We start from the raw sequence: 23,710 nt of genomic DNA, 5'->3' as shown, positions 1-23,710 counted from the left end.
TGACAAGTATTGGAGCATTTGTTACAGTAAATAACAATTTCACAAAGCAATGAAATTGGCGATGACAAGGACACGAGTTTTGATAAACGATTTACAGAGAGGGCGGCCATGGCTGAAAGCTTCCTAATGCAGCTATTAAAACTTACTACCTTTGAGCAGTGCTTGGAAACTTGCACCGTTTATGCAACGTTACTGCATAGCAAAGAGCCACTAGTGCATCTAGTGGGAATTTGGGTGGAACCACGGGTAAATAACACATACTCGTCCCTTTTTGGGGCGAATATGTGTTTTTTTATCTTATTTTTTAAAAAAAGGAGTAGAAAACATGTCAAATCAAATTATTAACATTCAATTTCCAGATGGGAAACAACAAGCATTTTCAAAAGGTGTTACACTAACCGACATTGCACAAGCGATTAGTCCCGCTTTACGTAAAAAAGCAATCGTAGGGAGTGTCAACGGAACCATCATTGATTTGACGCGCCCGATTTTGGAAGATACACAAATTTCCCTTTATGATGCTAGCTCAAAAGAAGGAATTCAGGTAATTCGGCATTCAACAGCCCATTTACTAGCCCAAGCCATTAAGCGTTTATACCCTGATGCTCAATTTGGGATTGGCCCAGTAATAGAGAATGGATTTTATTATGATATCGACATTGAGCATTCCTTTACGCCAAGTGATTTGCTACAAATTGAAAAAATGATGAAGCAAATTGTTCAAGAAAATATACAAATTCAGCGTAAAAAAGTAACAAGAGCAGAGGCACAACAGCTATTTGCTCATGACGCGCTAAAGCTAGAGTTGTTAAAAGATATTCCAGAACATGAAGTTGTGACGGTTTATGAACAAGGAGATTTTTACGATCTATGTCGGGGGCCCCATGTACCTTCTACAGGTAAACTACAACATTTTAAATTAATGAATGTGTCCGGAGCTTACTGGCGTGGAGATAGCAATAATCAAATGCTTCAGCGTATATACGGTGTAGCATTTGCCTCAAAAAAAGAGCTTGAGGAACACTTTGTTTTCTTAGAAGAAGCGGAGAAGCGGAATCACCGAAAGCTAGGAAAAGAACTAGAGTTATTTATGTTTTCGGAAGAAGCGCCAGGGATGCCATTTTATTTAGCAAATGGTCAAATTATTCGCAACGAATTGGAATCTTATTTACGTCATGTACAAGCAAAATTTAATTATCAAGAAGTACGGACACCATTGATGATGAACCAACGACTATGGGAGCAGTCCGGACATTGGGATCACTATAAAGACAATATGTACTTTACACAAGTAGACGACCAAAGCTTCGCATTAAAGCCGATGAATTGCCCTGGACATATGCTAATTTTTAAAAATGATTTACATTCGTATAGAGAGTTACCGATTCGTATGGCTGAATTTGGTCAAGTTCATCGACATGAATTTAGTGGCGCATTAAATGGACTTTTACGAGTAAGGACTTTTTGTCAGGATGATGCACATATTTTTGTTACGCCACAGCAAATTGAAGATGAAATTGCACTTGCACTGAAAATAATTGATGAGGTATACAAGGTTTTTGGCTTCCAATACGATATTGAATTATCAACACGTCCAGCTGATTATATGGGCGATATTGATCTTTGGAATGAAGCGGAAGCGGCGTTAGAAAACGTACTAACTAATCTAGGTTTTCCTTTTACAATTAATGAAGGTGATGGAGCGTTTTATGGACCAAAAATTGATATTCATATTAAAGATGCCATACATCGCAGTCATCAATGTGCAACGGTGCAGCTCGATTTCCAACTACCTGAGAAATTCGATTTAACATATATCAATGAACAGAATGAAAAAGTAAGACCTGTCGTTATTCATCGAGCGGTATTCGGTTCTATTGATCGCTTCTTAGGCATATTAATTGAACATTTTGGAGGGGCGTTCCCAACGTGGCTTGCACCTCAACAAGTAAAAGTAATTGGGGTAGCAGATACACATCAAGATTATGTACAACAAGTAGTGGATGCTTTACAAAAGGAACAAATCCGTGTAAGTATTGACGATCGACAAGAAAAGCTCGGTAAAAAAATTCGTGAAGCTCAAATGAAAAAAATACCGTATATTTTAGTGCTTGGCGATAAAGAAATGGATCATCAACATGTCACTGTTCGTAAATATGGTCAGCAAGCATTAATTGAAAAACCATTACAACAGTTTATAGAGGAAATAAAGCTAGAAATACAGCAAAAAGCCTTATCTTATAAAGGGAATTAAACAATTTAGCTCGCCTTCAGAGGGAAGTCATAACCCTCTAAAGGCGAGCTAAAAAGATGAAATAAATGTTGTGATATATGTTTTTGTAAAATTTACTTAAAAATGTAGGTTTTTTCTTCGGATTTGCTACTATTAATCAATTTTCAAGCATACAATAAATTAAACAACACACGAAATAGATTTAATCGTCGCTGTTCTTTTGATAATTACTTTCTCCTAAAAGGATAGTTTGTGTCTCAGCGTCAATGACCAGGTATTTATGATAAGTCTCCTGATTATTTTGCTTAAAGGATGCTAAAAAATATACTTGTCGATTGGGATGAATAAAAGTATGTTGAGAGAGGTCTAATCTTTTACGTATAAAATTTGTTTTTAGATGAAATGTTTCCTCAGCCTTCGGTACGTCCTTAAAGGCTATTTTTTGACGAATGTCTAAGGTAGCATCGTTATATTCCTCATAGATTGTCCTGTCTAATTGTTGGTAAAAATCATTCTCAGTACGAAATGTCTGATATTGATTATTAGGATATTTATAAGATGTAGTTCCAGAAGGTTTGCAAAGAATAGGTGCTGTATTTTCTACTGAATCTTGAGGCTGCTGTAGTAAAAAGCTTGATACGACCAATGATAAAAAAAACATCTGCATTTTTCGGCCTCCTTTTCCTGTCATAAAGAAGATATTTCCCATTTTTATGTTATTTATACGTATCTTTACAACAGTATTAGGAATGGGTGTGTTTTACCGGAACCTACTATACAGATCATCGAAAATAGTTTTAGCTAGCTTTATTGATGGCTTTTGAATATTTATTTAGTAGGACATCTAATTCTTGACTACAATCTACCACGCTAGGATGGGTGAAACCTAAATCCATAGCCTTTTTATACATATCTTTCCTTTTATTTTCAATCTCCATCTTCAAGAATTGTTTAAACGATATCTTAACCAAAATCTTTTCCCCCTAAAATTTTTTCTTCATATTCTTGAAATACATTGACCTCGATTCAACTTTTTCATTGTATCTCACCTAAAATAAAAAATATGTCACATTGTGTATAGGTTGAGAAATTCGTAATTTAGTCACAGAAAAATCTATTCATAATTATATAGTGGAAAAATAAGAAATTTTAACATCGGGTATTTTAACCTATTATAATTTCCTTTTATTGTATTAATTATGTATTTTATTACCCTTCATATTAGAATATTAGTGTTTTTTTTTGGCCGTATTTAAGAATAGGCAAAGGGTGATATTTAATAGATTTGTTCCTTTTTTACTATGAAAAACTATGTCGAAATCTACTGGAATTTTAATGGACTTCGTATCTTGTCACAATTTATCAAATAAACTTCTTTGTTGTTTGTTATTGAGGAGATTTCATGTCGGTTGATAATGTTGAGAATTTTCGAAATAAATTGAAAGATGGGTAAATAGAGTTTGCATAATTGATATGATAGGGGGAGGTTATGGTGTTGAAGTTAAGGTTGTCATTATTAAGCATTATGATCGTTTCTAGTTTAATGTTATTAGCATGTTCAGAAGAGAAAACAAAAGCAGGAGAATCTTCAGAATCAACGGTGGTTACTACCCATTCCGTTCAACACGTGGAAGAATCAAAACAAACGCCTCCAACTATTGATAAGCATTATGATTTTACATATTTAGAGAAATTGTTAGAGGAAAAAAGAGCTTTATATGAAGATTTCTTAAAAAAAGGGAATATTAATAGTCTAAAGACTTTTACACCAGAGGAAATGGTGTTAATTATGATGAATTCAATATTTGAGCATAATTTCGATAAACTCTATGCAATTACCTACAATAACAATGAACTTCCAGATAAAGAAACCTTTAAAGCAGAGTATATAGATTATTTATTAGATGAGGATATACAGAATTATTTAATGTACAGATACTACGATAGTATTTCTTTGAATAAAGAATCTAGCACTGAAAGTATAGCAATTGTTCAATTAGAGATAATTTTCGGAAGCTCGCACTACCTCAAGACATATGCCTTATTAAAAGAGGATGGTATGTGGAAGGTTGATCTATACAATTATATAAAAGAAAAGAAGGCAAAATCTGAAGAAAAATAAGGGGAACTATAATGACTGTAATATATTTTGTAAGACACGCGCATTCTCACTATAACGCTGATGAGTACAATCGGCCGCTTTCTAGTAAAGGATTTGAGGATAGGGATCGTGTTACTAGATTATTTGAAAATAAAGATATCCATACGATATATTCAAGTCCATATAAAAGAGCCGTTCAGACGGTGGAGAGCATAGCACAGGAACATAAACTACAAATAAAAACGATTGATTCTTTTAAAGAAAGAATACTATCTAATGGAAATTTGCTTGATTTTGACGCTGCCATTCATCAAGTATGGCGTCATCCGAATTTCGCATTTGAAGGTGGAGAATCCAATGAAACCGCAAAGGAACGAGCTATTACCACCTTGCAAAAAATTATACTTACACATCCAAATGACAATATAGTGATTGGTACACATGGCAATATTATGGTCTTAATGATGCATTACTTTGATGTGCATTATGATCACACATTTTGGAAGAAACTCTCAATGCCTGATGTGTATCAACTAACATTTCAAGATTTAGCATTAAGTAATGTTCAAAGAATTTGGGAAGAATAGAAGAAGGGACTGTCTATTGACAGCCCCTTGCTTCATTTTATCGAGAAAGCCGAAGTATTTCCACCACCTGCGGGAAATTGCTTATCCTATTTTAATCCAGTCTTCTCGTAATAGACCAAATAAAACTACATCATGAAATTGACCGAAGCGGAAAATCTCATTTCGTAGAGAACCTTCTTTTGTAAAGCCACATTTTTCATAGGAACGAATAGCTCCTTTATTAAAACTGAAAACCTGAAGCTTAATTTTATTAATGGAAATATAATTAAAAATAAAATGAATAAGAGTTTTCATGGCATCCGTTCCAAGCCCTTTGCCGTGCCATTGTTCGCCAATTGAGATACCTACAAAGCAAGTACTGTTTTTCCAGTTGATTCCATAGACACCGCAGGAGCCGATAAGCTCATTTGACGACTTTTCGAATATACCGAAGATAAACTCCTCTTTTTTTCCACTTATACTTTGAAAGAATGAAGCATGATCCTCAAAGGTGTTTGGAAAGGGAATATCGTCATTGGCAAGTAACAACGTATTCTTTTCACTTTCGACTTTCACAAATGCTTCCAAGTCGGAGGAAGTCATTTGCTGTAAAGTAATAGATTGTCCTGTAAGAAATTCTTTAAAATAATTTTCCATTTGTTTTCTCCCTTGTTCAAGGGCTGCAGTTAGAGTTTACATCCCTTGGATTATTTGTTGTATAAACAAACATCTACTGCAATTTCTGCACTCATATGCCCAACTCCTTTAGTTTAGATATCATTATAGTAGCATTTTTGGTAATTAGTAGAAACAAATATTTCAGATGCTCATCTCCAAAACGTGGGGGTGAATTCCGTTCCGACTGAGCGCTTTATTGCTGACGCTTCGCTTTCGCGCAAAGCAAAGCTTCCTGGTACCGCCAACATAAGATTGACCAATTGTATTCCATTTTTCTAGTAGTTCCAATTCTTCTAGAATGAGCATGGCAGTTTCTTTTCGCTTTGAAGCTCTCTCTAATAATTCCAAAATTTACACCTACTCCACAATAAATTTCTAAATCATGTTAGAATACATTATATTTGTCATTTGTTCAATATATTATGAAGAGAATCAACTGTGCCTAGACCAATCTAAAGAAGAAAGAAGGGGAGGTTAATTAGGTAGATTACGAGGACTAAAGATGAAAAGGAGAGCTTCTATGAGATTAAAATTTTATGAAGAAAATGATGCTCACTTAATTGAACGATACACGATCACAGAGGAGCAGCTCCGCTATACGATGTCTCCGCAAGAGAGCATTGAACTAGTGAAGCTGGACAAGAATCGTCATGCCATTCTTGTAATAGATCAAGACAAGCTCGTGACCTTCTTTGTGTTACATGAAAAAGAGGGTGTTCAGCCATATTCCTCAAATGAACACGCAATTTTAATCCGTGCCTTTTCGACAGACTTTTATCAACAAGGGAAAGGATATGCGAAAGGGGCATTACGGCTTTTGCCGGACTTCGTTTTGCAGCATTTCCCAAATATCAATGAGCTTGTATTAGGGGTTAATCTACCGAATGTTGCCGCACAGTCACTTTATAAAAAATGCGGATTTATCGATGAAGGAAGGTTGGCAAAAGGGTTCAGGGAGAAGATTAAAGTGATGAATTATTACATGGGTAATATTGATAGAGAAAAACTTGATTAGAAATGGTGTGCTTTAGAAAAATCTTTTTGTCGTACAACCATGAATTTAGCTATAAAAGAATGAGGTGAACAGAATTGCTGGAAGCACGAATGGACCATTTCGATGAAATATGTAGGATTGATCAAGAAGTAATTGGAGATTTTTCGAGAAGGGCATATTTGCATACTGCAATTAATGAGAAGCGTTGTATCATTCAACAAAGTGGAAAAGGGATTGCAGGCTTTCTTATTTTTACGAATGACTTTTTTGACAATAGTTTCATTTCATTAGTTATTGTTAAGCCATCTGAGAGAAGAAAGGGCATTGCCACAGCATTATTAGATTTTTATGTAGAGAAGTCTACCACTCCAAAAATCTTTTCTTCTACTAACCAATCAAATGCTAGTATGCATAAAGTATTTGAAACGGCGGGATTTATAAAAAGTGGATTTATTGAAAACTTAGACGAAGGCGATCCAGAAATTATTTATGTGAAATTAAAGTAGTAAAAGGCAAGTCTCGGGCAGTAGGGTACTGCTACGAGACTTGCAACTATGAAAGCTTATTTTCTTGCGCGTATTAATAAAAAGGAAGGGCGACGATGCTCATTTTCTAAGGAAGGCAGTTTTTGACTGGCTTCTGAATCAGGAAGCGGCTCTAGCATTTTTTCTATCGTTAAGCCATTTGCGATTAATGTATTGATGATTGTCGACATGCTACGATGATACTTAACAACACCGTCCACAAGCCATGTTCGCTCACGCAAGCCCTCATCATGGTAATGGTCAATTGCGTAATGGCTCCTATTACCGCTGTCGTCATAAAGCCAATTATCCTCCAATGTATTACGAGCTGTAACAATCGGATGCTCTACAGAAAAAACAAAAACGCTATCCGGGCGAAGCATCCTCGCAATTTTACCAACCACTGCACTAAAATCCTTTATATAATGCAAGGAAAGAGAGCTTGTTATACAGTCAAAACTATTAGGTTCTGCATGATAATCTTCTATTGCTTGCAAATAGTAGTCTATATTTTGATGCGCATGTTCACGTTGAGCAATTGCCAGCATATTTTTTGAAACATCAATAGCCGTTACATGGTCTGCGTTGTTTTCTATACAATAGTGCGCGAATTCTCCCATTCCACAGCCAATATCAAGTATTTGTAAATGGGTTAAATTAGGAAGCAAAGATTTTAACGCTGGCTGTTCAAGCAAGTTATTGAAGTTGTATGGTGCTTGGCGTAACTTTTTATATTGACGGAAAAATTCAGCATGGTCATAAATATTTTGTTTCATAGTAAACCTCCACTTGTCTTACATAACGTTATGTAACATTTGCGCATATTTATTGTCACATAACCACCTCGAAAGAAATAGACTTTTATTTCAATTTTTAGTAAGATGTAGGTATAGACATGCCAACTTTTGTAATTCGCCATCTATCGGGTTGTATAGATGGTTTTTTAACATGAGGATGTCTTTTACTGACGTTTTATATGTCGTAAAATTGTAACAATTACGAAAAATAAAAATATTTAAAGGGGAATGATGGCACTTATTTTAATGAATGACGTTATTTTTATTGGGGGTAATTATGCGGTTTCCCAAAAAATACATTGGAGGATGTTGCATTGAGTAAAGATACATTATTAAGTTTAAGTAGTAATTCATTGTTCGTGGCATTTATTTTACTATTAATCGCCATTATACCGATTGGGCTTGCCGTGAAATCAAAAGGAAAAATGTTTGGAAAAGTCGGGCTTCTACTTACATATATTGCTTTTGCTTTACAGCTAGTTTATTTCATATTAAGGTGGATTGCCGTTGATCATGCACCTGTAAGTAATATGTATGAGTTTATGACGTTCTTTGGCATCATGCTTACTGGTAGCTATTTGATCATTCATTTTTTATATAAGCAAATTGTAGTAGGTTTGTTTACCATCCCTGTGTCATTACTTATTTTAGGGTATGGAAGCGTTTTTACAAAAACGGTTTCACCACTTGTTCCATCACTGCAAAGCAATTGGTTAACGATTCATGTTATGACAGTTGCATTTTCAAGTGCTATTTTATCGATTTCGTTCGCAACGGGTATTATATATTTATTAAGAACATTAAATGTTTCTAAATTCTCGCTTAGTGCACTCTTCTTGGAAATTGTTCTGTATTATTTAGTTGTCGTAATTGGCTTTATCGGCGTGGCCACATATTTTAACGTAGCAGGAGATAAAGTCGAGGTTCAATTTGAAAACAAGCTAGATAAGGTAGAAACAGCCGTTTATACGATGACACCGCTGATTGTCAATAAAGATGCAGTAACATCTAGTGGGGATCAGGCTGGCATTTTGCAGATTTCAAATAAGATAGATGCGAAGAAATTAAATTCTATCGTATGGGCATTTATCGTCGGTACGATTTTATATGCTGTGATTTTCCTCATTACGAGAAGACCGTTAATTGTTTTATTAAAGCCATTAACAAATCGTGTACAACCAGCATTAATGGATGAAATTACATATCGAGCTGTTGTTATAGGTTTTCCGTTGTTTGCTTTAGGTGGACTTTTGTTTGCCATGATTTGGGCTCAGATTGCTTGGAGTAGGTACTGGGGCTGGGACCCTAAAGAAGTATGGGCACTTATTACATTTTTATTTTATGCCGCTTTCCTTCATTTCCGTCTTTCCAAAGGCTGGGAAGGGGAAAGGACAGCTTGGTTAGCGATTATTGGCTTCGGCATTATCGTGTTTAATCAAGTATTTGTAAATTTAGTCATTGCAGGTTTGCATTCTTACGCGTAAGGATGTTGTAAATGAAATATTTTCTTAAATTGAATGTAGTGAGCATGTTATATGGGTTAATGTTCTTTATTTCTCTTGAAATGCAAGTAAATTATTATCGCATTATGAGGCTCACGGGGTGGGAAGGTCAATATTTCGATATGATAGCATTACTTGTACATGGAGTTGGTTTTGTTGTATTAACTATTGTACTATATAAGCTAACATTTAAGTGGATAGCGCATCGTCGATTGGTCTATTGGACAACAATTTTGTGGCTACCGTATACAGCGCTATTCAATTTTATGTTTGTTAGTGTATATCCAATCACTTATCAGGGAGATATGCCTGCGCCCGCACAAGGGTTAATTCTTTTTGCAATGCTCTTGTGTTATCCATTTTATATTGGAACGTTGAATATGATAGGCTATCTTTCAAAATCTGAAGCTGTACAAATAAAATAACCGTAAAAAAGAGACATCCATAATTTGGATGTCTCTTGTATTTTGCACTGTTTATTCTAAAGCTGAAATTAAAGCTTTACAACATTAGTTGCTTGTGGTCCGCGGTTACCTTCTTCTACGCCGAACTCTACTTTTTGGCCTTCTTCTAAAGTTTTAAAGCCATCTGATTGAATGGCAGAGAAGTGTACGAATACATCATTTCCACCTTCTACTTCGATAAAGCCAAAACCTTTTTCTGCGTTAAACCATTTTACTGTACCTTGTGTCATGTGAACAACCTCCCAAAAAAATTAAACAATCATATTGCTTCGATCGCTTGCAAAAAAATCACGTATTCAAAAGCGCGTATTACTTTTGAATACGTGATTTTAACGGCTAAGATGAAGTAATGTAATTATTGTTTTTATTATATAACAGTACCAGATATTTATCCAGTATATTCCGCTTTTAGTAAGAAAAAATTTACATTTAGTCTATTTTCAATATAATTAGTTGATCCATGCCTTCTCTTTAGCGACAATTACGGCCTCTGCACGTGATTCTACGTTTAGCTTAACAAAAAGTTTGGATAAATAGTTTTCAACGGTGCGCTGCGTGACCCCAATGGCTGAAGCAATTGCTTTATTCGTACAACCTTGTGCGACAAGCTGTAATATTTCTTGCTCCTTATCGCTAAGTAAAATCTCTTGCATATTTGGTAAATTGATGCGCTGCTGTACAAAATCTAAAAAATCAGCTGCTAACAGGATCTCGCCTCTTAGTGCGGCTTCAATGGTTTGAATAACTTGCTGTTTCGTGGCAAGCTTAGATAAAAGTCCATCGACCTTTTTTTCAATAAGTAATTCGTAATAATCGGAAAGCTCATAGCCTGTGTAGAGTAATATCAGTGCTTCTGGTTGCTTTTTCTTAATCATTTCTGAAAGTTGGATGCCATTGATTGGCTTCATATTTATATCGATTAAAAATAATTGAAAAGCTTGAACATCCATTCTAGACAAAACGGCGGCACTATCCTGCTCTGTGTCTATCCGAACATTTGTTAAATCCTGTAATAATGTTTTTGTACCATCTAAAACGACAGGATGGTCATCTACAATAAGAATATCAATCATATGATTCCACGTCCTCTTGTATTTGAATAAATATTTGCATTCCTTCATTATGACTGGAGGTTATGGTGATGTCTCCATTAAAGGCACGGACTCGTTCTCGAATACCGTTAATGCCCATTGAAGCTGAAGATTGCATTAAATCGTCAATATCACAGCCAATACCATTATCTTCGTATTCAAGAATAAAGCCGCAATTGATCACTTGTAGTTTTAGTGAAACTTCAGTGGCATCGGCATGCTTAATGGCATTATTTAAAAGCTCCTGCACAAGCCGATAGACGACTAAATGTAAGGTTGCATCTTGAAATTGGACACGTTCTATTTGGGCGTTTAATAAAAAGTCGGCCCGTATTTTCACCTTTTGAATCAGTTTTTTTAAGGCGATTTGAAGCCCAAATGTGTCAAGTAATGGGGGGCTTAGATTTTCACAATACTCACGTAAATCCTTCGATGCATTTAGCAATTGCTCTCGAATATCCAATACCTTTTCCTTTTTGATAATAGGCGAGCTAGCAATTACATCTAACTCTCTCCCTAAATGAAGTTGTTCCTGTAATATAGTGTCATGTAATTCCTGCGCTAAAATACTTTTTTCCTTTTCAATGATATTCCATAATAATTTATCGAGCCAAGGAAGCTGTGTATCATTGTTATCTTTCATAAGACTTATTTCACATACTAAATCTTCAATGAGCTTTAAATTATCAATAAACATCGAAACATAGAGGGCAAGTAACTCCAACCAAAGAAGCTCTTCTTTTTGTAATGCTTGTCGAATGTTTAACATGATTTTTTCTTCACCTGTATCATGTAATAACAGGTGAGTCACGTGATTCCCTATGTTGACTTCACCGCGAGTGAATGGCGTATCTTCCGTTATTGTTGTAATCGTAAAAGCTATAGTACCAAGCTTTTCCGTTATCTCATATTTGAATTGATCCAATAATTCTTGCTGATCTTTTGCCTTACCCATACGATTAACGGCAGCATATAAATTATGTACATAATTGCCAGTAGAAGAAAAAATAATCTTTCGATACTTAAAATCAAGCTGCTCTTTTATATAGAAACTAGCAATGATAACGAGGAATATAAGTATAAAGACACTCGTAATTTGAATAATCGATAATGTATCAATTAACATAATGGTAATGGCTGTAGTTAATATTAATGCACTAAAAAAAGCAAGTGTTGAATAATAGCGCAAACGAGATAATTGATATTCAATATCGAATAATCGTTCGTTCACTTGAATGAAAATAAAAGAAAAAGGAATAAACAATAAAAATAATGCAACTATCTCACCATGTAAAACAGGTTTCTGACCTAAAATTTGGGGTAAAACGAAAAACAGTAAAAACGGCAAAAAAGGCGTAATAAATGCAATGCTAATCAGACGGATTTTTGCCAGTTTAGTTCGTAAATAACTCGTTAGTAAAATATAGATGGCATAGAGAACAAGTACAGCAAATATTCCTAAATTAATTATTGAAGCTATTGCCCTGAAGTCAGAATTAACTATTTGTATGAAATCACAGCAAGATATCAATAGTAGTAATAAATAAAACCACTTAGTATTGAGGTACTGCCATTCTATACGCAGATAATGGAAATAAAATTGTAAAAAGTGAATAAAAAGCACGATGCATAAAACGATACCAATAGTTATTACGAATGATCCAATTAGATTTCCTCTACATGAGGCTCCTACACTTATATAAGCCAATGAGCAAGTTAATAAAAATAATGTTAGTAGACTAGTTAGTTGATTATCTTTATTTCTTTGCCATAAATAGATGGCGACGCCAAAAGATAAGACAAAATAAAAAAGTGGAAAAATAATTTGAAAATATAATTCTTCCGGTATATCTTCGTGCTTAACTGAAACAGTGTGAATATCACCATTAGGCTTCATAAATGTTAGTTCCTTGGCACCTCTAGCTATAGAATTGAGTTGGATTGAACGAACATTCTCTGCAGGCTTGCCATCGATTGTCAGTAAAAGATCGCCTTTTTCAATGTTATTTTGCTGTGCCCATGTTGAGTAATAGAACTCAGTCATGACCGGTTTTTGGCTAGTTGTGTCCACTGAAATACCAATTAAAGGGATTCGCATTGCCACTACGAGCACATAAATACCGAGGAGTAGGTAAGCTATGAAAATACTATATGTCCATTTACTCATCGTTTTCTCTCAACTATTTGCATGATAATATTGCCCCATTTCAATCTTAATTACCTATTTATTATCCATAATTTTTGGTAATTTTGGAATACCGAAATAAGGTGTTTCGGAAAACCACTATTGCTTTTTCGGAATAACGAAGTAGTTTTTTCGGTGTAGCCCATGATAATGTAAATCTAGCATATGTGACGAAAAGGGGGAGCGTTGCATGAAAAAGAAAGGATTGCCACTAATCCTCTTTTTTTTAGTCGTCATAATGTCGTACCCGAAGACAATAATCGCTAAGAACTTTGAAAATGATGCGGTTAAAGTTGATGTTTGCATTATTGGGGCTGACAATCGTTTTGTCTATAAGATTCCTAAGCATTTACATAATGATACGTCGTATGCTGAGATGAAGAATAATATTGAATCTTCCTTAGAAAGTCATTGGAAGATCGGGGATTCTCGTTATGAAGCTCACCAGACAGATGTTACGTATACTTTTTCCATTAAAGATTTAATTAATGAAAAACAAAATGGGCAAATGAAGGTAGCGATACCATATACTTTTTTAGTAGGAATGTTTGGTGAAAATGATGCTATTCAATTACGCATTTTGGCAAGCAAATTAATCGACTGGGAAGCCAACTCAAAGAATTGGGCAGCGCTCGGCTTTGTGGAACCGCCCACTAATTTTAGTAAGCAGGAATATGTTTATGAGGGAGTGGTCAACAAGCTACTACAGCAGCGGGTAGGACATTTTAATGGCACGGTTATGAAATGGAAAATGGTTCTACATAGTGTTATTTATTTTAGCTTTATTATTGCACAGCTTATCGCCTGTATAATTTTATCAAGACGTTTAAAAAAGAGAATTATAGAAGATCCAGAAAACATGCATCAGTTCCGAAAGCTTAACTATATGTACCAAATCATTCCGTTAATGATTATCGGTGTGCAAATTGTATTTCTAGTCATATCAGGGTTACTGACTGCTTTTAGTCTCTATTTTTCCCCAGGGATGGATCTTTTACTAATTATTGTTCCGATTTTATTTAATATTATTTTGTTACCAACGTTTTTTTTCACAATTGAGAGTGAAATCTCAAAAGAGCTAGAAAACAATTCTTTTGGCTCAGATATGTAAATATTGTTTTTATTTTTGGACGTCCTTGATGGTATAATGGTCAACATCATACTTGAAGGAGCTGTTGATTAACATGGCGCATCCAGAAATCGCGTACTTAAATTTACTACAACATATATTAGAGAATGGCGTTAAAAGGGAAGATCGTACAGGTACTGGTACATATAGTGTGTTTGGTTATCAAATGCGATTTGATTTAAGCAAGGGCTTTCCTCTATTAACGACTAAACGTGTACCTTTTAAACTCGTAGCAAGTGAGCTCCTTTGGTTCATTAAAGGGGACACAAATATTCGTTATTTACTGCAAAATAATAATCATATTTGGGATGAATGGGCTTTTAAAAAATGGGTTGAGTCCGATGAATATTCAGGTCCAGATATGACAGACTTTGGACGTCGTTGCTTAGTGGATAAGTCTTTCAATGCGGACTACAAAAAAGAGTTATCTTCATTTTGTGAGCGTATTTTAACAGACGATGAATTTGCACATAAATACGGAGAGCTAGGTAATGTTTATGGCAAGCAATGGCGTAATTGGACAACATCAACAGGGGAAAGCATTGATCAATTGCAAGATGTAATCGATCAAATCAAACACAATCCAGATTCACGACGCATTATTGTCAATGCATGGAATCCAGAGGATGTTATCAATGCAGGAGCAAAAGGCAGTAAAGCGGCATTACCTCCTTGTCACGTAATGTTCCAATTTTATGTCGCAAATGGAAAATTAAGCTGTCAGCTAATGCAAAGAAGCCTAGATACATTATTAGGCTGTCCATTTAATATTGCCTCATATGCATTACTGACACATTTAATTGCACATGAATGTGGTTTAGAAGTTGGCGAATTTATTCATAGCATTGGGGATGCTCATATATATTTAAATCACGTGGAGCAAGTAAAAGAACAGCTTTCACGCGAGCCTAAGGACCTACCAACCTTAAAAATTAATCCAAATAAAACGTCAATTTTTGACATAGAACTCGAAGATCTTTCTATTGAGGGCTATGATCCACACCCAACAATTAAAGCTCCAATTGCCGTTTAAACTGAAGCAGCAACCGTTTTGGTTGCTGTTTTTTTAAAGCGAACTAACTACGAAGCATCGAGTAGAAGCGTTGGGGCGATGGAAAGAACTGGCGGAGCGTGGAATAGTAGTCAGAGCGATAGATGCTAGAGGCAATGCGACGGGAAGATCTCAGAGTGACGGATAGCAGAGTCGAAGTGACGGAAAGAATCAGAACGATGGATAGAGATCAGAGTGACGGAAAGAACCGCCCAATCGACGGAAAGAAGAGTCGAAGTGACGGAAAGAACCGGCCGAGCGACGGAAAGCAGAGGCAAAACGACGGAAAGAGATCAGAGTGACGGAAAGAACCGGCCGAGCGACGGAAAGCAGAGGCCAAGCGACGAAAAGAGATCAGAGTGACGGAAAGAAGAGTCGAAGTGACGGAAAGAACCGGCCGAGCGACGGAAAGCAGAGGCAAAACGACGGAAAGAGATCAGAGTGACGGAAAGAACCGCCCAATCGACGGAAAGAAGAGTCGAAGTGACGGAAAGAACCGGCCGAGCGACGGAAAGCAGAAGCCAAGCGACGAAAAGAGATCAGAGTGACGGAAAGAATCGTCCAATCGACGGAAAGAAGAGTCGAAGTGACGGAAAGAACCGGCCGAGCGACGGAAAGCAGAGGCAAAACGACGGAAAGAGATCAGAGTGACGGAAAGAACCGCCCAATCGACGGAAAGAAGAGTCAAAGCGACGGAAAGAACCGGCCGAGCGACGGAAAGCAGAGGCAAAACGACGGAAAGAACCATCAAACCGCTGGATACTACCGCCAAAAGCGAGATCCTTAATTTATTTAGAGCTAAATCCTATAGAATTATATATGAAGGATATTTAAATTCATGAAAATTTTACCGATATAAGTTTTAATCTGGAAGTCCTAATAAAAATTTAGAGGTGAATGATGTGAGGAGATCGTTGATTTTTCAAATAGACGGAAGAGAGTGTGAGCAGCGTTTAAGGACGAACTTGCTGACCAATACTCCTCAACAACAAGAGGAAATTATTCATCAACATGAGCTACCACACATCTCTTCAAAATTAACACAGGAGCAAATACATAAAATGATGCAAGTCATTGAGGAAATTCGACTGGAGCGTTATAAAGAAAGACTATAAATGTAAGCGCCTTCTGAGCTATAATAGCTGAGGAGGTGTTTTATTATGAACGTGATTTTTGTAGATTCGGTTTTAGGTACAGAGCTTTTGCAAATGGTGTCACATGATGTGGCAGGCATATTGGCTGCGGCACAAGGAGAGAGTGTGACGTTTCCAATTGGTCATTTTAAGTATGAATTTCATAACTTAGACTTTTATGAGGAAGATGGGGAACTACGACAAGAATTAGTTATTTACGTAAAGCAATTATAATTATCGTATAATACTGTGAAAACGGAAAAAAATAAATACGGGTGCAAATAAAGCAATTTGCTTGTTTTTATTTAAACCTGTAACTATAATAGTTACAACAGGTGGTGATACATATGGTGAACAGTCGATATTCGGTAGCGATCCATATACTTTCGCTCATTGCAACAACATCTGATAAAAGCCAGCTGACGTCTGATTTCATCGCAGGTAGTGTGAATACAAATCCAGTTGTCGTGCGACGAATGATTGGGGTGCTTAAAAAAGCGGGCTTGCTTACGTCACAGCCAGGAATTGCAGGCTATGATCTATTAGTGGAGCCAAAAGATTTAACGCTATTAGCCATTTACCATGCGATTGATGGGCCAGAGCAGCTTTTTGCGATTCATGATGAGCCAAATCCAGCATGTGCGGTTGGTCGAAAAATCCAACGGACATTGGAGGGTGTTTATACATCTGTTTGGCATGCAATGGAAGAACAACTACAAGCACAAACTTTACAGGATGTGCTAGATCAACTTCGTTAACAACAACGAAGTCGGTCTTTTGTATCCAACCTGTAACTAAAATGGTTACAAATGAAAACTAGGAGGAATTATAAGTATGAAAATAGCGGTAATTGGTGCAACTGGGAAAGCAGGACAAAAAATTGTAGAGGAAGCACTGCAACGTGGTCATGATGTAACTGCGATTGTTCGTTCAGCTTCAAAAATAACAGCGAATATGCCAGTAATTGAAAAGGATGTTGTTGAATTAGCTCAAGAAGATGTGAAAGGCTTTGACGTAGTCGTAAATGCATTTGGGGCTCCTTTTGGTCAAGAGGAATTACATGTGAAAACTGGCCGTCATTTAATTGATATTTTCACAGGTATTCAAACAAAATTAGTTGTTGTCGGTGGTGCGGGTAGTCTGTTTGTAGACCCAGAAAAAACTGTACGCGTAATGGATACACCAGATTTTCCAGAAATGTTTTATGCGACAGCTAAAAACCAAGGTAAAAATCTACGTGACTTACAACAATCAACTATTACTTGGACATTTTTAAGCCCATCTGCTTTCTTTGATCCAGAAGGTCCACGTACAGGTAGCTATACTACTGGAGAAGATCATTTATTAGTAAATGCTGCTGGTGAAAGTTATGTTAGCTATGCAGATTATGCTGTTGCGGTATTAGATGAAATTGAAAATCCAAAGCATGTTAACAGCCGTTTTACAGTTTCTTCTAATCAATAAGGATTAAATCGATGTAATAACTTTTTTTAGTGAGAAAGGTATAGCAGATGGAGTATTTATTAATACTTTATTAACAGCTATAAATGAATCAAGTTTTTTAATTAAGTGTGTTTGGTGCAGTTTTCAAGAGAGTTGACTAGTTTGGTTCAACTCTCTTGAGATCTTTACTTAATCTTTGCATCAAATCTTCTTTTATAAGCTGTATTTTCTGGTCATTAATGCTAATAGTAGTGCTCAGTTTGTGAAATTTTCATTTTCCAGACAAATGACTGTTTACAATACTGCATTAATTAGCTACTATCAAGTGTGAGGATTACATAAAAGGAGACGACAATTATGTCCACACAACGTATAGAAAAAGACTTTTTAGGTGAACGTGCATTACCAAGCAATGCTTATTACGGGATTCAAACGCTTCGTGCTACTGAAAACTTCCCGATTACAGGATATACAATCCACCCTGCTCTTATTAAAGCAATGGGTATTGTAAAAAAAGCAGCTGCTTTGAGTAATATGGAGGTACACCTACTTTCAACAGAAATCGGAGATGCAATTGTCGAGGCTGCACAAGAAGTTATTGATGGCGAGTGGGATGCTGAATTTATCGTTGACCCAATCCAAGGTGGAGCGGGCACATCTATTAATATGAATGCCAACGAGGTTATTGCTAACCGTGCCTTAGAGATTTTGGGCAAAGAAAAAGGCGACTACAAAACAATTAGCCCAAACAGCCATGTTAATATGTCACAATCAACAAACGATGCTTTCCCAACAGCTATTCATATTGCTGTGTTGAATTTGATAGATGAACTACTTCTTACAATGGAAAACATGCAAGCGGTGTTCCACCAAAAAGCGGAGCAATTCGCGCATGTTATTAAAATGGGTCGTACGCATTTACAAGACGCTGTACCGATTCGATTAGGGCAAGAATTTGAAGCATATTGCCGTGTTATCACTCGTGATATTGCACGTATTCGCCAAACTCGCCCAAATTTATATGATGTAAATATGGGAGCAACAGCTGTTGGTACAGGATTAAATGCATTTCCTGACTATATTCAATCAGTTGATGTCCATCTTGCTGAAATATCAGGATTACCGCTTAAAGGCGCTACACATCTTGTGGATGCAACACAAAATACGGATGCATATACAGAAGTATCAGGCGCATTAAAAATCTGTATGATTAATATTTCGAAAATCGCTAATGACCTTCGTTTAATGGCATCTGGTCCACGTGCTGGATTAGGGGAAATCATTTTACCAGCTCGTCAACCTGGATCTTCTATTATGCCAGGGAAAGTAAATCCGGTTATGCCAGAGGTTCTTAACCAAGTGGCATTCCAAGTAATTGGTAATGATCATACGATTTCTTTAGCATCTGAAGCAGGACAATTAGAATTAAACGTTATGGAGCCTGTGCTTGTCTTTAACTTAATTCAATCAATTAGCATTATGAATAACGTGTTCCGAGCATTTACACAAAATTGCTTGAAGGATATTGAAGCAAATGAAGACCGCATGAAAGAATATGTGGAAAAAAGCGTTGGTGTATTAACAGCAGTGAACCCGCATATTGGCTATGAGGTAGCTGCTCGAATTGCGCGTGAAGCAATTTTATCTGGTCGTTCAATTCGTGAGCTTTGCATTGAAGACGGCGTCCTAACGAAAGAACAATTAGATTTAATTCTAGATCCATATGAGATGACACATCCAGGTATTGCCGGATCAAGTATTATGAAATTAAAATAATTTATGATGAAAGCACTTTGTCTAATGCAAAGTGCTTTTATGTTTTTGTAAAAACTATTATTGATGTCATCTTGATTGACACATGTTTTTTGGATGCTACGAAAGTACTTTCTCTTATATATATCATTATACTTACAAAAGTTGGTCTTTTTTCTATGAATTTCAGGAGAATTAAACTATAATAACTACGTTGGAATAATATTATAGTTGGAGGAATTTAGTATGAGTTTACGGAAAAGAAGTATAATTTGCTTTTCTACTTTAAATGTTCTTATGGGTGTTATTTTAATTATAGACCTAGCAAATTTAACTTCATTAAAATGGCTATCCACTTTATTAACAGTAATAGGAATTACTATGACATTATCGTGTATTTTCTATGTGAAATTTAGAATTATTAAGCCTATTAATCAATTAGCTGAATCCGCTCAAGCAATTGCTGATGGAAATTTAAGTACTGCTCCGATTGAAATTAATTCCAATGATGAGATATCAGACTTAGCTCAAGCGTTTTTAAAGATGAAGGAACAATTACATACGATGACACAAAAAATTGCGAGTAGTTCTACAGATTTATCAGCGAGCATAGAGGAGCTATCAGCAAGTACAAATGAAATTACTGATGCAGTTAACGAAGTTGATTCACAAATGGAGAATACGACTGAAGGTCTTAAGAAAGCAGCACAATCTGCAAATGAAAGTGCTATTGCTATGCAGGAAACTGCTGATGGCATTGAACGTATTACCGTGGCAACGCAAGATGTATTTGATCATGCAAAAGAAGCAAATGACATTGCAGGCAACGGGGCGGAAATTTTACACGTAGCTAAAAATCAAATGGAGTTTATTTCAACTTCTACTGAAAAAACAAGCGAATTGATGCAGCAATTATCAGGTAAAATGACAGATATCAAGTCTATGACAGACATGATTACAGCTATTACAGATCAAACGAACTTGTTAGCATTAAATGCAGCAATTGAAGCAGCGCGTGCTGGAGAGCATGGTAAAGGCTTTGCAGTAGTAGCAGAGGAAGTTCGAAAATTGGCGGAGCAATCTAAGCATTCGGCTATTCAAATTGTCGAGCTAGTTGTTGGTATTGAAATCGATACAAAACAAGTAGCTTCCGCTGTCGAAGAGGACTTGAAAAACGTTCAACAGGGCGTCTATGTCATTGATGAGGCTACAAAGTCATTCGGTACGATTTCTCAGCATGTTAACAAAATGACAAACCAACTTGAGGATATTTCCGCAACAGCTGAAGAGCTTTCAAGTAGCGCGAATGAGGTTACAAATTTAGTATCGACAATCGCAACTGGAATGGATAGCTTATCTAATTATACAGAGGTCATTCTGCAGTCTGTTGATGAGCAAAGTGCCTCCATGCAAGCGGTCAACATGGTAGTGTCGCAAGACTTATGTGTACAAGCTGAAAATTTACAAAAGCTTACACAAAGATTTAGTGGACAATAATTGCAAGAAATAATTTACTCATAAAAAAAGGCTATTTTGCATGAATAATTTTTCTGCGAAATAGCCATTTTTTTATCAGATGCATTGATTAGCTAAAAGTTTCGACATTAACTATTAAATAAGCCGAAAAAATCTGTTGTTATCGTCAAAAATACTATGCTAATCATAAACATCATTTCTGCGATAGTAGCAACAAAATCTCTTTTATTTTCCGCGTATTTCCATTCCATTAATGCTCGTAACATTTCAGACATTATTAAAAAGACAATTAAGATAAACCATGTTTCGAAATACCAAGGAATTCCAACAGTATCATTGTCAATCATATAATACGAACTAATTAAAAATAGAATCGTAAAAATTATTCGTACAGACCAATCTATTTTTTTATGTCTATCGTTAAGGTGATTATAAGAAAACCATTTCTTTCTCTCGACACCTAACAGCTTTCTAATGACAAATCCAAAAATACTAATTACTAAAACAAGCGCAATTAGAAAAAGTATTAATGTTTCAAATTCGATATTACTATTAATCAATTTCATTCACCTCTCAACCTCATCTTTTCTTGAGATAGTAGTTCTAGATTATTTATGCATTTTTATTGCTTGAACAACTAATGAAATTCCTATAATACATAAACTTCCTGATAAAACATGAAGAGTTATATTCCATCCTTCACTGACTTTTTGAAAATATTTGATATATAAAGACACGCCGTACATGCACATTGTGACACCCCAAATGCCTCTAAGCTTCTTCATATGATTCCGATCCCACCCATTTCTAAATTAACTGAAAATTTTATCTGTATAGAGAGTGTAGCACAGCAGAACATTATTTGGTAATTAATTGGAGAGTGTGCGACAAACGGAATTACCGGTTACAAAGGAGCGTGCTTCAAGATTTATATGCAAACACGTAAGCCTGAGGAGACTTTGAAATTCATATATGTTTTAGGTATAAATTTATTTTAATGGTATAATTTTGAAAGAAGGGTAGGGAATGTGAATGGAGATAAATTTTAATAGTTTTCTAAAAGAAGAATTGTCAGTAATCGATATTCAGGCAGCTATGGTAAATGGTGATATAACATCAAAAGAATTTACTATGTATTATTTACACAGAATTGCTAAGTATGATCAAGGCGGACAGAAGATAAATTCGATGCTTGAAATTAATCCTGAAGCGATATTTATTGCTGAAGCATTAGATGAGGAAAGACTTACAAAAGGGGTTAGAGGACCTCTACACGGAATTCCAGTAGTTTTAAAAGATAATATCGAAACGAAAGATTTTATGCACACTAGTGCAGGCGTAATAGCATTGGAAAATTATATAGCCAAGCAGGATGCTTTTCTAGTAAAAAAGCTTCGTGAAGCAGGGGCTGTTATTTTAGGGAAAGCAAATATGACTGAATTAGCAAACGCTATGTCGAGTACGATGTGGGCGGGTTATAGTTCTCGAGGTGGACAAACACTAAATCCTTATGGCGATCCAGAACTTTATGTGGGAGGATCCAGTTCGGGTTCAGCAGTAGCAGTTGCATCGAACTTTTCTGTTTTATCAATTGGAACTGAGACAGACGCCTCGATATTAAGTCCAGCTATTACAAATTCAGTAGTTGGCATAAAACCGACAGTTGGGCTCATTAGTCGACAGGGCATTATTCCGTTTACATACTCTCAAGACACAGCAGGGCCAATGGCTAGATCAGTAACAGATGCAGCTATTTTATTGGGCGTATTAACAGGAGTAGATCAAGACGACGTCGCTACATATAGAAGCGAAAGAAAGTTATATAAGGATTACACCAGTTTTTTAGATGCCACAGGATTAATTGGTGCTAGAATTGGTGTTTATAATAATGCTTCAAAAGCTTATTATGACTCAGAGGAATATGACGAAACACTTTTTAATAATGCCATTCAGGTTTTAGGAGAGCAAGGAGCCGATATTATTGAAGACATCGAAATCCCTTCTTTTCATAGAGACTGGAAATGGGGAGTACCGCAATACGAATTAAAGCATAGTTTAAATAATTTCCTTGTAAATCTACCTTCCCACATGGCTGTCCATTCTATCTCTGAGTTAATCGAATTTAATAAACGTTCAAAAGGAAAGTCGTTAAAATATGGTCAGGATAAATTGGAATCGAGAGAGAAATTATCGAACACATTAAGAGATTCTGAATATATTAATGCAAAGCTAGAAGATGTGTATTTTTCTCAAGAACAAGGAATCGACTATACATTAAAAAAATATGAATTAGATGCGATTATCTTTCCATCCTATATAGGTTCGACAATTAGTGCAAAAGCTGGATATCCGTCTATTGCCGTCCCAGCAGGGTATATGAAAAATGGGAGACCGTTTGGCATAACTTTCGCAGGAACTGCATTTAGTGAGGATGTACTAATTAAACTTGCATTTTCATTTGAGCAAGCAACTAAATTCCGAAAAGCCCCGAAGTTGAGTGAGTAGTTTTAAAATATCTAACTGCCTCAATTGACTTTAAAAATACAGTACTTTACTATTAATAGTAAGAAATCTGGTATTTCCCAGTTTCT

26 protein-coding genes are annotated in these 23,710 nt (G+C 35.9%); 16 read left to right on the top strand and 10 right to left on the bottom strand.

Annotated elements, in window-relative coordinates; translation table 11 throughout:
• Positions 1-325: 325 nt before the first annotated feature.
• Positions 326-2,254: a threonine--tRNA ligase gene (thrS, locus tag ACYQ73_RS08060; RefSeq protein ID WP_460012002.1), complete on the top strand. Its 1,929-nt coding sequence runs from the start codon at positions 326-328 to the stop codon at positions 2,252-2,254.
• A 181-nt stretch (positions 2,255-2,435) separates the two neighbouring features.
• Here the strand turns inward: thrS and ACYQ73_RS08055 are convergent, their stop codons facing one another.
• Entirely contained in the window at positions 2,436-2,900 is a 465-nt protein-coding gene (locus tag ACYQ73_RS08055) for a hypothetical protein (protein WP_460012001.1), read from the bottom strand.
• Positions 2,901-3,030: 130 nt separating this feature from the next.
• Entirely contained in the window at positions 3,031-3,171 is a 141-nt protein-coding gene (locus tag ACYQ73_RS08050) for an aspartyl-phosphate phosphatase Spo0E family protein (protein WP_198516187.1), read from the bottom strand.
• 557 nt (positions 3,172-3,728) lie between these two features.
• On the opposite strand from ACYQ73_RS08050, the gene ACYQ73_RS08045 reads away from it, so the two are divergent.
• The gene (locus ACYQ73_RS08045) at positions 3,729-4,355 is read left to right on the top strand and encodes a hypothetical protein (RefSeq protein WP_460012000.1); all 627 of its coding nucleotides are present in this window, start codon (positions 3,729-3,731) and stop codon (positions 4,353-4,355) included.
• A gap of 11 nt (positions 4,356-4,366) precedes the next feature.
• Positions 4,367-4,921, top strand: coding sequence for a histidine phosphatase family protein (locus ACYQ73_RS08040; protein ID WP_460011999.1), 555 nt, complete (start codon positions 4,367-4,369; stop codon positions 4,919-4,921).
• Positions 4,922-5,002: 81 nt separating this feature from the next.
• Here the strand turns inward: ACYQ73_RS08040 and ACYQ73_RS08035 are convergent, their stop codons facing one another.
• A complete protein-coding gene (locus ACYQ73_RS08035) occupies positions 5,003-5,557 on the bottom strand; it encodes a GNAT family N-acetyltransferase (protein WP_460011998.1) in 555 nt (184 codons plus the stop codon).
• A gap of 541 nt (positions 5,558-6,098) precedes the next feature.
• On the opposite strand from ACYQ73_RS08035, the gene ACYQ73_RS08030 reads away from it, so the two are divergent.
• Both ACYQ73_RS08030 and ACYQ73_RS08025 read left to right on the top strand, forming a co-directional pair.
• Entirely contained in the window at positions 6,099-6,593 is a 495-nt protein-coding gene (locus ACYQ73_RS08030; protein ID WP_460011997.1) for a GNAT family N-acetyltransferase, read from the top strand.
• A gap of 89 nt (positions 6,594-6,682) precedes the next feature.
• Positions 6,683-7,078 (top strand): GNAT family N-acetyltransferase, encoded by a 396-nt coding sequence (locus ACYQ73_RS08025; RefSeq protein WP_460012316.1) that lies wholly within the window; start codon positions 6,683-6,685, stop codon positions 7,076-7,078.
• 56 nt (positions 7,079-7,134) lie between these two features.
• Here the strand turns inward: ACYQ73_RS08025 and ACYQ73_RS08020 are convergent, their stop codons facing one another.
• Positions 7,135-7,872 carry a class I SAM-dependent methyltransferase gene (locus ACYQ73_RS08020; protein ID WP_460011996.1) on the bottom strand — a complete coding sequence of 246 codons (738 nt, stop codon included), beginning with the start codon at positions 7,870-7,872 and terminating at the stop codon, positions 7,135-7,137.
• Between the two features lie 335 nt (positions 7,873-8,207).
• On the opposite strand from ACYQ73_RS08020, the gene ccsB reads away from it, so the two are divergent.
• The gene (gene ccsB, locus ACYQ73_RS08015) at positions 8,208-9,377 is read left to right on the top strand and encodes a c-type cytochrome biogenesis protein CcsB (RefSeq protein ID WP_460011995.1); all 1,170 of its coding nucleotides are present in this window, start codon (positions 8,208-8,210) and stop codon (positions 9,375-9,377) included.
• An 11-nt stretch (positions 9,378-9,388) separates the two neighbouring features.
• Positions 9,389-9,820: a hypothetical protein gene (locus ACYQ73_RS08010; RefSeq protein WP_460011994.1), complete on the top strand. Its 432-nt coding sequence runs from the start codon at positions 9,389-9,391 to the stop codon at positions 9,818-9,820.
• 68 nt (positions 9,821-9,888) lie between these two features.
• Here ACYQ73_RS08010 and ACYQ73_RS08005 read toward each other — a convergent pair whose 3' ends face one another.
• The 3 genes from ACYQ73_RS08005 to ACYQ73_RS07995 form a co-directional block, all read right to left on the bottom strand.
• On the bottom strand, positions 9,889-10,089 hold the full coding sequence (locus tag ACYQ73_RS08005; RefSeq protein ID WP_053592785.1) for a cold-shock protein: 201 nt from the start codon (positions 10,087-10,089) through the stop codon (positions 9,889-9,891).
• A 219-nt stretch (positions 10,090-10,308) separates the two neighbouring features.
• Complete coding sequence (locus ACYQ73_RS08000; protein WP_460011993.1) at positions 10,309-10,932, bottom strand: response regulator; 624 nt, start codon at positions 10,930-10,932, stop codon at positions 10,309-10,311.
• Positions 10,925-13,117: an ATP-binding protein gene (locus ACYQ73_RS07995; protein WP_460011992.1), complete on the bottom strand. Its 2,193-nt coding sequence runs from the start codon at positions 13,115-13,117 to the stop codon at positions 10,925-10,927. Before ACYQ73_RS07995 ends, ACYQ73_RS08000 begins: the two co-directional genes overlap by 8 nt.
• A gap of 208 nt (positions 13,118-13,325) precedes the next feature.
• Here ACYQ73_RS07995 and ACYQ73_RS07990 point away from each other — a divergent pair, with 208 nt between their 5' ends.
• Positions 13,326-14,246: a hypothetical protein gene (locus tag ACYQ73_RS07990; RefSeq protein ID WP_460011991.1), complete on the top strand. Its 921-nt coding sequence runs from the start codon at positions 13,326-13,328 to the stop codon at positions 14,244-14,246.
• A gap of 73 nt (positions 14,247-14,319) precedes the next feature.
• On the top strand, positions 14,320-15,297 hold the full coding sequence (locus tag ACYQ73_RS07985; protein WP_460011990.1) for a thymidylate synthase: 978 nt from the start codon (positions 14,320-14,322) through the stop codon (positions 15,295-15,297).
• A 208-nt stretch (positions 15,298-15,505) separates the two neighbouring features.
• Here the strand turns inward: ACYQ73_RS07985 and ACYQ73_RS07980 are convergent, their stop codons facing one another.
• Both ACYQ73_RS07980 and ACYQ73_RS07975 read right to left on the bottom strand, forming a co-directional pair.
• Entirely contained in the window at positions 15,506-15,736 is a 231-nt protein-coding gene (locus tag ACYQ73_RS07980) for a hypothetical protein (RefSeq protein ID WP_460011989.1), read from the bottom strand.
• 15 nt (positions 15,737-15,751) lie between these two features.
• Positions 15,752-16,087, bottom strand: coding sequence for a hypothetical protein (locus ACYQ73_RS07975; protein ID WP_460011988.1), 336 nt, complete (start codon positions 16,085-16,087; stop codon positions 15,752-15,754).
• 142 nt (positions 16,088-16,229) lie between these two features.
• On the opposite strand from ACYQ73_RS07975, the gene ACYQ73_RS07970 reads away from it, so the two are divergent.
• The 6 genes from ACYQ73_RS07970 (at position 16,230) to ACYQ73_RS07945 (ending at position 21,140) form a co-directional block, all read left to right on the top strand.
• Positions 16,230-16,430, top strand: a complete 201-nt coding sequence (locus ACYQ73_RS07970) for a hypothetical protein (protein WP_460011987.1) — start codon at positions 16,230-16,232, stop codon at positions 16,428-16,430.
• Between the two features lie 45 nt (positions 16,431-16,475).
• Positions 16,476-16,682 carry a thymidylate synthase gene (locus ACYQ73_RS07965; RefSeq protein WP_460011986.1) on the top strand — a complete coding sequence of 69 codons (207 nt, stop codon included), beginning with the start codon at positions 16,476-16,478 and terminating at the stop codon, positions 16,680-16,682.
• A 113-nt stretch (positions 16,683-16,795) separates the two neighbouring features.
• Entirely contained in the window at positions 16,796-17,206 is a 411-nt protein-coding gene (locus ACYQ73_RS07960) for an Rrf2 family transcriptional regulator (RefSeq protein ID WP_460011985.1), read from the top strand.
• Between the two features lie 76 nt (positions 17,207-17,282).
• Positions 17,283-17,912: an NAD(P)-dependent oxidoreductase gene (locus tag ACYQ73_RS07955; RefSeq protein WP_460011984.1), complete on the top strand. Its 630-nt coding sequence runs from the start codon at positions 17,283-17,285 to the stop codon at positions 17,910-17,912.
• Between the two features lie 336 nt (positions 17,913-18,248).
• Positions 18,249-19,667: an aspartate ammonia-lyase gene (gene aspA, locus ACYQ73_RS07950; protein ID WP_460011983.1), complete on the top strand. Its 1,419-nt coding sequence runs from the start codon at positions 18,249-18,251 to the stop codon at positions 19,665-19,667.
• A 222-nt stretch (positions 19,668-19,889) separates the two neighbouring features.
• Positions 19,890-21,140 carry a methyl-accepting chemotaxis protein gene (locus ACYQ73_RS07945; RefSeq protein WP_460011982.1) on the top strand — a complete coding sequence of 417 codons (1,251 nt, stop codon included), beginning with the start codon at positions 19,890-19,892 and terminating at the stop codon, positions 21,138-21,140.
• Positions 21,141-21,247: 107 nt separating this feature from the next.
• Here ACYQ73_RS07945 and ACYQ73_RS07940 read toward each other — a convergent pair whose 3' ends face one another.
• On the bottom strand, positions 21,248-21,685 hold the full coding sequence (locus ACYQ73_RS07940) for a DUF4181 domain-containing protein (RefSeq protein WP_460011981.1): 438 nt from the start codon (positions 21,683-21,685) through the stop codon (positions 21,248-21,250).
• 466 nt (positions 21,686-22,151) lie between these two features.
• Between ACYQ73_RS07940 and ACYQ73_RS07935 the strand changes: the two genes are divergently transcribed.
• Positions 22,152-23,624: an amidase family protein gene (locus tag ACYQ73_RS07935; RefSeq protein ID WP_460011980.1), complete on the top strand. Its 1,473-nt coding sequence runs from the start codon at positions 22,152-22,154 to the stop codon at positions 23,622-23,624.
• The last annotated feature ends 86 nt before the right edge of the window (positions 23,625-23,710 follow it).

This window comes from Lysinibacillus sp. CTST325, from assembly GCF_054665055.1.
This window is presented reverse-complemented; position numbering and strand designations above follow the sequence as displayed.

What these genes read in the sequence shown, in the direction of transcription:
- thrS (WP_460012002.1), top strand. Translation starts at nt 326, where the DNA reads ATGTCAAATCAAATTATTAACATTCAATTTCCAGATGGGAAACAACAA.
- ACYQ73_RS08055 (WP_460012001.1), bottom strand. Translation starts at nt 2,900, where the DNA reads ATGCAGATGTTTTTTTTATCATTGGTCGTATCAAGCTTTTTACTACAG.
- ACYQ73_RS08050 (WP_198516187.1), bottom strand. Translation starts at nt 3,171, where the DNA reads ATGGAGATTGAAAATAAAAGGAAAGATATGTATAAAAAGGCTATGGAT.
- ACYQ73_RS08040 (WP_460011999.1), top strand. Translation starts at nt 4,367, where the DNA reads ATGACTGTAATATATTTTGTAAGACACGCGCATTCTCACTATAACGCT.
- ACYQ73_RS08035 (WP_460011998.1), bottom strand. Translation starts at nt 5,557, where the DNA reads ATGGAAAATTATTTTAAAGAATTTCTTACAGGACAATCTATTACTTTA.
- ACYQ73_RS08030 (WP_460011997.1), top strand. Translation starts at nt 6,099, where the DNA reads ATGAGATTAAAATTTTATGAAGAAAATGATGCTCACTTAATTGAACGA.
- ACYQ73_RS08025 (WP_460012316.1), top strand. Translation starts at nt 6,683, where the DNA reads ATGGACCATTTCGATGAAATATGTAGGATTGATCAAGAAGTAATTGGA.
- ACYQ73_RS08020 (WP_460011996.1), bottom strand. Translation starts at nt 7,872, where the DNA reads ATGAAACAAAATATTTATGACCATGCTGAATTTTTCCGTCAATATAAA.
- ACYQ73_RS08010 (WP_460011994.1), top strand. Translation starts at nt 9,389, where the DNA reads ATGAAATATTTTCTTAAATTGAATGTAGTGAGCATGTTATATGGGTTA.
- ACYQ73_RS08005 (WP_053592785.1), bottom strand. Translation starts at nt 10,089, where the DNA reads ATGACACAAGGTACAGTAAAATGGTTTAACGCAGAAAAAGGTTTTGGC.
- ACYQ73_RS08000 (WP_460011993.1), bottom strand. Translation starts at nt 10,932, where the DNA reads ATGATTGATATTCTTATTGTAGATGACCATCCTGTCGTTTTAGATGGT.
- ACYQ73_RS07995 (WP_460011992.1), bottom strand. Translation starts at nt 13,117, where the DNA reads ATGAGTAAATGGACATATAGTATTTTCATAGCTTACCTACTCCTCGGT.
- ACYQ73_RS07990 (WP_460011991.1), top strand. Translation starts at nt 13,326, where the DNA reads ATGAAAAAGAAAGGATTGCCACTAATCCTCTTTTTTTTAGTCGTCATA.
- ACYQ73_RS07985 (WP_460011990.1), top strand. Translation starts at nt 14,320, where the DNA reads ATGGCGCATCCAGAAATCGCGTACTTAAATTTACTACAACATATATTA.
- ACYQ73_RS07965 (WP_460011986.1), top strand. Translation starts at nt 16,476, where the DNA reads ATGAACGTGATTTTTGTAGATTCGGTTTTAGGTACAGAGCTTTTGCAA.
- ACYQ73_RS07960 (WP_460011985.1), top strand. Translation starts at nt 16,796, where the DNA reads ATGGTGAACAGTCGATATTCGGTAGCGATCCATATACTTTCGCTCATT.
- ACYQ73_RS07955 (WP_460011984.1), top strand. Translation starts at nt 17,283, where the DNA reads ATGAAAATAGCGGTAATTGGTGCAACTGGGAAAGCAGGACAAAAAATT.
- aspA (WP_460011983.1), top strand. Translation starts at nt 18,249, where the DNA reads ATGTCCACACAACGTATAGAAAAAGACTTTTTAGGTGAACGTGCATTA.
- ACYQ73_RS07945 (WP_460011982.1), top strand. Translation starts at nt 19,890, where the DNA reads ATGAGTTTACGGAAAAGAAGTATAATTTGCTTTTCTACTTTAAATGTT.
- ACYQ73_RS07940 (WP_460011981.1), bottom strand. Translation starts at nt 21,685, where the DNA reads ATGAAATTGATTAATAGTAATATCGAATTTGAAACATTAATACTTTTT.
- ACYQ73_RS07935 (WP_460011980.1), top strand. Translation starts at nt 22,152, where the DNA reads ATGGAGATAAATTTTAATAGTTTTCTAAAAGAAGAATTGTCAGTAATC.